The organism is Pseudoroseomonas ludipueritiae, assembly GCF_014490445.1.
GTDB lineage: Bacteria > Pseudomonadota > Alphaproteobacteria > Acetobacterales > Acetobacteraceae > Pseudoroseomonas > Pseudoroseomonas ludipueritiae.
In genome coordinates this window covers 1-5,759 of record NZ_JACTUZ010000212.1, presented here as the reverse complement: position 1 = coordinate 5,759, position 5,759 = coordinate 1, and the positions used below count along the sequence as shown (strand labels likewise).

The 5,759-nt window shown below is 71.3% G+C and carries 6 protein-coding genes; 2 read left to right on the top strand and 4 right to left on the bottom strand.

Translation table 11 applies throughout. The features are described 5' to 3' along the window. The coding region (locus tag IBL25_RS23885; RefSeq protein ID WP_275296060.1) for a tRNA (adenosine(37)-N6)-dimethylallyltransferase at positions 1–478 on the bottom strand (478 nt) is incomplete at its 3' end. Between the two features lie 26 nt (positions 479–504). Between IBL25_RS23885 and serB the strand changes: the two genes are divergently transcribed. Then, positions 505–1,395: a phosphoserine phosphatase SerB gene (serB, locus tag IBL25_RS23880; RefSeq protein WP_187780970.1), complete on the top strand. Its 891-nt coding sequence runs from the start codon at positions 505–507 to the stop codon at positions 1,393–1,395. Between the two features lie 53 nt (positions 1,396–1,448). Here the strand turns inward: serB and IBL25_RS23875 are convergent, their stop codons facing one another. The 3 genes from IBL25_RS23875 to hflK form a co-directional block, all read right to left on the bottom strand. After that, positions 1,449–3,002 carry a DegQ family serine endoprotease gene (locus IBL25_RS23875; RefSeq protein WP_187780969.1) on the bottom strand — a complete coding sequence of 518 codons (1,554 nt, stop codon included), beginning with the start codon at positions 3,000–3,002 and terminating at the stop codon, positions 1,449–1,451. A 171-nt stretch (positions 3,003–3,173) separates the two neighbouring features. Beyond that, a complete protein-coding gene (gene hflC / locus IBL25_RS23870) occupies positions 3,174–4,130 on the bottom strand; it encodes a protease modulator HflC (protein ID WP_187780968.1) in 957 nt (318 codons plus the stop codon). Then, positions 4,127–5,359, bottom strand: a complete 1,233-nt coding sequence (gene hflK, locus IBL25_RS23865) for an FtsH protease activity modulator HflK (RefSeq protein WP_187780967.1) — start codon at positions 5,357–5,359, stop codon at positions 4,127–4,129. The genes hflC and hflK overlap by 4 nt, the downstream gene beginning before the upstream one ends. A 205-nt stretch (positions 5,360–5,564) precedes the next feature. Between hflK and IBL25_RS23860 the strand changes: the two genes are divergently transcribed. Next, a partial coding sequence (locus tag IBL25_RS23860; RefSeq protein ID WP_187780966.1) for an iron-sulfur cluster assembly protein occupies positions 5,565–5,759 on the top strand: 195 nt, incomplete at its 3' end.

Genomic DNA, 5,759 nt, shown 5'->3' with positions numbered 1-5,759 from the left:
CCAGGCGCTGGCTGTCGCTGGGGCGCAGGCGGGCGGCGGTGTCCGGGTCCTCGGCCGCCAGCCGGGCATGCAGGGCGGCGGGGCCATGCTCCGCCAGGAAGGCGCGCGCTTCCTCCCGCGCCTCGGGCGGCACGGGCGGCACTTCGGTCAGGCCCTGGGTCAGGCTGCGGAAATAGAGGCCGGTGCCGCCGCAGAGGATCGGCAGCCGCGCCGCCGCCATTTCCTCCAGTGCCCGCTCCCGCCACCAAGCGACGCTGGCGGCCTGCCCCGGCGGATGCACGCCGTAAAGGCGGTGCGGCGCGCGCGCCTCCTCCTCCGGGCTCGGGCGGGCGGTCAGCACGCGCAGCCCGTCATAGACCTGCATGGAATCGGCATTGATGACCGTGCCGCCCAGTTGCTCGGCCAGGGCCAGCGCCAGGGCGGACTTGCCGGATGCGGTGGGCCCCGCCACCAGCAGCGCGAAAGGTTGATCACTCATGGCTGCACAGGCATGGTCCGGCCCCGATGTCTCATATCCTCACCCTGATCGCCCCGCCGGGTATCCTGCAGGCGTCCGTCATTTCCCGCGTGCGCGCGGCCCTTCTCGACCTCGGCGGCCAAGCCGGCACCCCGGACTGGCTGGCGGAGGGCGAGGCCGTGGACCTTCCCTTCTCCGGCCTCGCCCCGGAACAGGCCGATGCCATCGCGCGCAGCGCTTTGGAAGGGGCGCCGGTGGATTGCATCGCGCAGGCCGCCGAGGGCCGCCGCAAGAAGCTGCTGGTGGCGGACATGGACAGCACCATCGTCACCGCCGAGACGCTGGACGAGCTGGCGGCCTATGCCGGGGTGCAGGACCAGATCGCCGCCATCACCCAGCGCAGCATGAATGGCGAGATCGACTTCGCCACCTCGCTGCGGGAGCGGGTGGCGATGATCAAGGGCCTGACGCTGGCGGCGCTGGAAGAAACCTGGGCCAAGATCGAGATGATGCCCGGCGCCGAGGTGCTGGTGCGGACCATGGGCGCGCATGGGGCGCATTGCGCCATCGCCTCCGGCGGCTTCACCTGGTTCACCTCGCGGGTGGCGGAGAAGCTCGGCTTCCACAGCCACCACGCCAATATCCTGCTGGATGACGGCGCCGCCCTGACCGGCCGGGTTGAAGAGCCGGTCTTCGACCGCGACGCCAAGCTGACCATCCTGAAGAAGCTGGCCGCCGAACTGGGCCTGCCGCTCACCGCCACCGTGGCGGTAGGCGATGGCGCCAACGACCTGGCGATGCTGGGCGCCGCCGGCCTGGGCGTGGCCTACCACGCCAAGCCGGTGGTGGCCGCCACGGCACGGGCGCGGGTGGACCATGGCGACCTGTGCGCCCTGCTCTATGCCCAGGGCTACCGCGCCGCCGACTTCGCGGCCTGACACGGAAAAGGGGGGCCGAAGCCCCCCTTCCCTTTTCCTGGCGAAGCCCCGGTTCAGCCCGGGCTGCCGCCCTCGGCCCGCAGGCGCAGCGGCACGAAGCGCTGGCCCTGGCCATTCTCGATCAGCAGCAGCGCGCTGGGGCGGTTCTGCTTGCGCAGGCGCTCCAGTTGCTCGCGCACCTCCTGCGGGGTGGAGACGCGGTTCTGCTGCACTTCCACGATCAGGTCGCCGGCGGTGATGCCACGCTCGGCCGCGCTGCTGCCCGGCGCCACCTCGGTCACCACCACGCCCTTGGCCTCGTCGCGCAGGCTGAAGCGCTCCTTCACCTCGGGGGTGATGGGAGAGACCTTCAGGCCCAGGCCGGAAAGCTCCAGCGCGGCGCCAGGGCGGGTCTGCTCGGGCGCGGCCGTGGCGGCGGCCTGCAGGTCGGTCGGCAGTTCCGCCACCGTCAGCTTCAGCTGCTCTTCCTTGCCGTTGCGCCAGACAGTCATCGGCACCTCGGTGCCCACCGGCGTCTCGGCCACGATGCGCGGCAGGTTGCGCATCTCCTTCACGTCCTGGTTGTTGAAGCGCAGGATCACGTCGCCGTTCCGCACGCCGGCCTTGGCGGCGGGGCCGTTCTCGTCGGCGCGCGCCACCAGGGCGCCACGGGCGCCGCCGGGCACGTTCAGGCTCTCGGCGATCTCTTCCGTCACCTGCTGGATATTCACGCCCATCCAGCCACGCTTCACCCGGCCGCCGTCACGCAGCTGCGCCACGATGTTCTTGGCCAGGTTGGACGGGATGGAGAAGCCGATGCCGATCGAGCCGCCGGAGGGGGAGACGATGGCGGTGTTGATGCCGATCACCTCGCCCTGGACATTGAACAGCGGGCCGCCCGAGTTGCCGCGGTTGATGGCCGCATCCGTCTGGATGAAGTCATCGTAGGGGCCGGCATTGATGTTGCGCCCACGGGCCGAGACGATGCCCGAGGTGACGCTGCCGCCGAAGCCCAGCGGGTTGCCGATGGCCAGCACCCAGTCACCAACCTCGGCCTTGTCGGAATCGCCGAAGGCCACCGTCGGCAGCGGCTTGTCGGTCTTCACCCGCAGCACCGCGAGGTCCGTGCGGGCATCGACGCCCACCAGCTCGGCCTTCAGCGTCGTGTTGTCCTGCAGCACGACGTTGATCTCGTCGGCGCCGTCCACGACGTGGTTGTTGGTGACGATGATGCCCGAGGCATCGATGATGAAGCCCGAGCCCTGGCTCTGCGCCCGGCGCGGCGGCTGGCCCGGGCGCTGGCCCGGCCGCTGGCGCTCCAGGAAGTCGCGGAACAGCTCCTCGAAGGGGCTGCCCGGCGGGGCCTGCGGGATCTCCGGCGCATCGGGGCGCCCGGCGCGCGGACCGCCAATGGTCTGGCTGGTCTGCACATTCACCACCGCCGGCAGCAGCCGCCGCGCCAGGGGCGCGAAGCTCTCGGGCGTGGCCACCGCCGGGGGTGCGGGCGGTGTGGTTCGAGGGGGGGTCACGCTGGGCGCAGTCATGGTGGGCTGCGCCCAGGCCGACAGCGGTGCTGTCAGTGGGGCAGCGGCCACGGCAGCGGCCAGCATCATGGGGGCGAGACGCATCGGCAGAACCTCGCTTTCGACCGATATCGGCCGCGTGGGTCAAGAACGCGGTGGAAATGGGGCCGCTGCCCGTAAAGGCAAAGCCCGTAACCGCAAGCAGTTACGAGAAAGCTCAACTCGAAACGGGCCGCAAGGGATGCGGCCCGTTTTGGAACATTTGGATACTCGGCCTCAGGGCGCCGGCGCGGGTTCCGGCTGCGGCGCAGCCGGAGCCGGGCGGTTGCCCGCCGGGCTCGCCGGCGGGGCGGCCGCCGGGGCGGGCACGCCGGACTGGCTGGACCGGAAGTAGCGGAAGAATTCCGAGTCCGGCGTCAGCACCAGCCGCGAATCGCCTTCCGAGAAGGCCTCGCGGTAGGCCTGCATGCTCCGCCAGAACTGGAAGAACTGCGGGTCCCGCTGGAAGGCCTCGGCGAAGAGGCGGATCGCTTCCTCCTCGCCCTGGCCGCGCAGCACATCGGCCTGGGCATGGCTCTCGGCCAGCAGCACGGTGCGCTCGCGGTCGGCGCCGGCACGGATGCGGGCGGCCACCTCGGCGCCCTCGGCGCGGGCCTCGCGGGCCACGCGCTCGCGCTCCGACTGCATGCGGTTCAGCACCGCCTGGGTATTCTCTTCCGGCAGGTCGGCGCGGCGGATGCGCACATCCTCCACCGTGATGCCGAACTGCGTGGCCTCGGCATTCACCTGCCGCTTGATCTCATCCATGATCTTCTGCCGCTCGGAGGAGAGCACCCCCAGCAGCGGCTGGCTGCCCAGCACGCGGCGCAGCGAGGAGGAGACGATCGAGGAGAGCCGGCCCCGGATGCCCGCTTCCTGCGCGCCCGAGGTCTGGAAGAAGCGCAGCGGGTCGGAGATGCGGAAGCGGGTGAAGCTGTCCACGATCAACCGGCGCTGGTCGCCCAGGATGATTTCCTCGCCCGGCGCGTCGTAGTCCAGCAGGCGGCGGTCGAAGGAAACCACGGCCTGGATGAACGGGATCTTGGCGTGCAGGCCCGGCTTCGAGATGACGCGGATGGGCTGGCCGAACTGGGTGATCATCACCTGCTCGGTCTGCTGCACCGTGAAGAGGGTGGAGGCGGCGGCGACCACGGCCACCACGGCCACGCCCGCCAGAAGCGTCAAGCGGTTCATCGGGCGGCTCCCCCCTGGCGATTGAGCACGGCGGGCGGCGCCGGCGGCGTGGACTGGGCCGCGCCCTGGGCCGGGGCCTGCGGCGCGCGCTGCGGCGCGGCGCCCTGCCCATCCAGCGGCAGATAGGGCACGACGCCCTGCAGCCGGTCGTCCACCACGATCTTCGGGTTCTTGCGCAGGATCTCTTCCATCGTCTCCAGGTAGAGGCGGCGCACCGTCACGTCCTGGGAGGTCTGGTAGGCGGTCAGCACGGACAGGAAGCGCGCGGCCTCACCACGGGCACGGGCGACCTGCGATTCCTTGAAGCCCTCGGCCTCCTGGATCATGCGCTGGCCCTCGCCGCGGGCGCGGGGGATGATGTCGTTGCGATAGGCCTCGGCCTCGTTGCGGGCGCGCTCGCGGTCCGCGTTGGCGCGCTGCACGTCGCGGAAGGCGTCGATCACGGCCGGCGGCGGGTCCACCTTCAGCAGCTGGATCTGCGTGATCTCGATGCCCGAGCCATACTGGTCGAGGATGAACTGCGCGCCCTGGCGCACCGCCTGCTCGATCTGCGCGCGGGCCTCCGTCAGCGCCGGCTGGATGGGGGTGCGGCCCACCACCTCGCGCATCACGCTCTCGGCCGCCGACTTCACGGTCTGGTCGGGGTTGCGGGTGTTGAACAGGTATTCGCCCGCGTCGCGGATGCGCCAGAACACCGCGAAGTCGATGTCGATGATGTTCTCGTCGCCCGTCAGCATCATGCTCTCCTCCAGCACGTCCCGGGCGGAGACGGGGCGGGAGAGCGGCGTGTCGTTGGGCGAGCGGAAGCCGATGTCGATGCGGTTGATGCGCGTCACGCGCGGCGTGGTCACGCTCTCCACCGGCCAGGGGATGCGGTAGTTCAGGCCGGGCTGGGTGGTGCGGTTGAAGGCGCCGAAGCGCATCACCACGCCCTGCTCGTCCGGCTGCACGCGGTAGATGCCGCTGGCGGCCCAGACCGCGATCAGCGCGAGAACGCCCAGGCCGATCCACTTGCCATTGCCGCCACGGCCGCCGCCGCCGGGCAGGATGCGCCGCAGCGCCGCCTGCGCCTGGCGGATGGCATCGTCCAGGTCAGGGCCATTGCCGCCGCCGCCGGGACCACGCCCGCCGCCGCCGCCCTGGGGCGGTTGCCCCCAGGGGCCGCCCGGACGCGGATTGCCCCATGGGCTCCCCCCAGAGTTCGAGCCACCAGTATTGTTCCAGGGCATCGGCCGGCACATCTCCCGTCACGTGTCGTCGCGCGCCGCGCGAACCGCGCGGCACAGGTTGTCGTCGGCCGCTTGCGCCAGGCGGGTGCTTGGGCGACAGGGCCGGACCATATGTCGCCCTGTCCGGGCTGGGGCGCAATGCGGTTGCATCACGCCACAGCGAGGGCGCGGCGGATATTGTCCGGGAAGAAGAGGTTTTCAAGCGATGGCGGAGACACTTGCAGAGGCCGTCCGGGCCGCCCTGGGCGCGGTACGGGACCCGGATACAGGCCGGGACATCGTCTCCTCCGGCATGTTGCAAGGGCTTTCGGCACGGGACGGCCTGGTGCAGTTCGCCCTGGCCGTGCCGCGGGAGCGGGCGCGGGCGCTGGAGCCGCTGCGGGCGGCGGCCGAGCGGGCG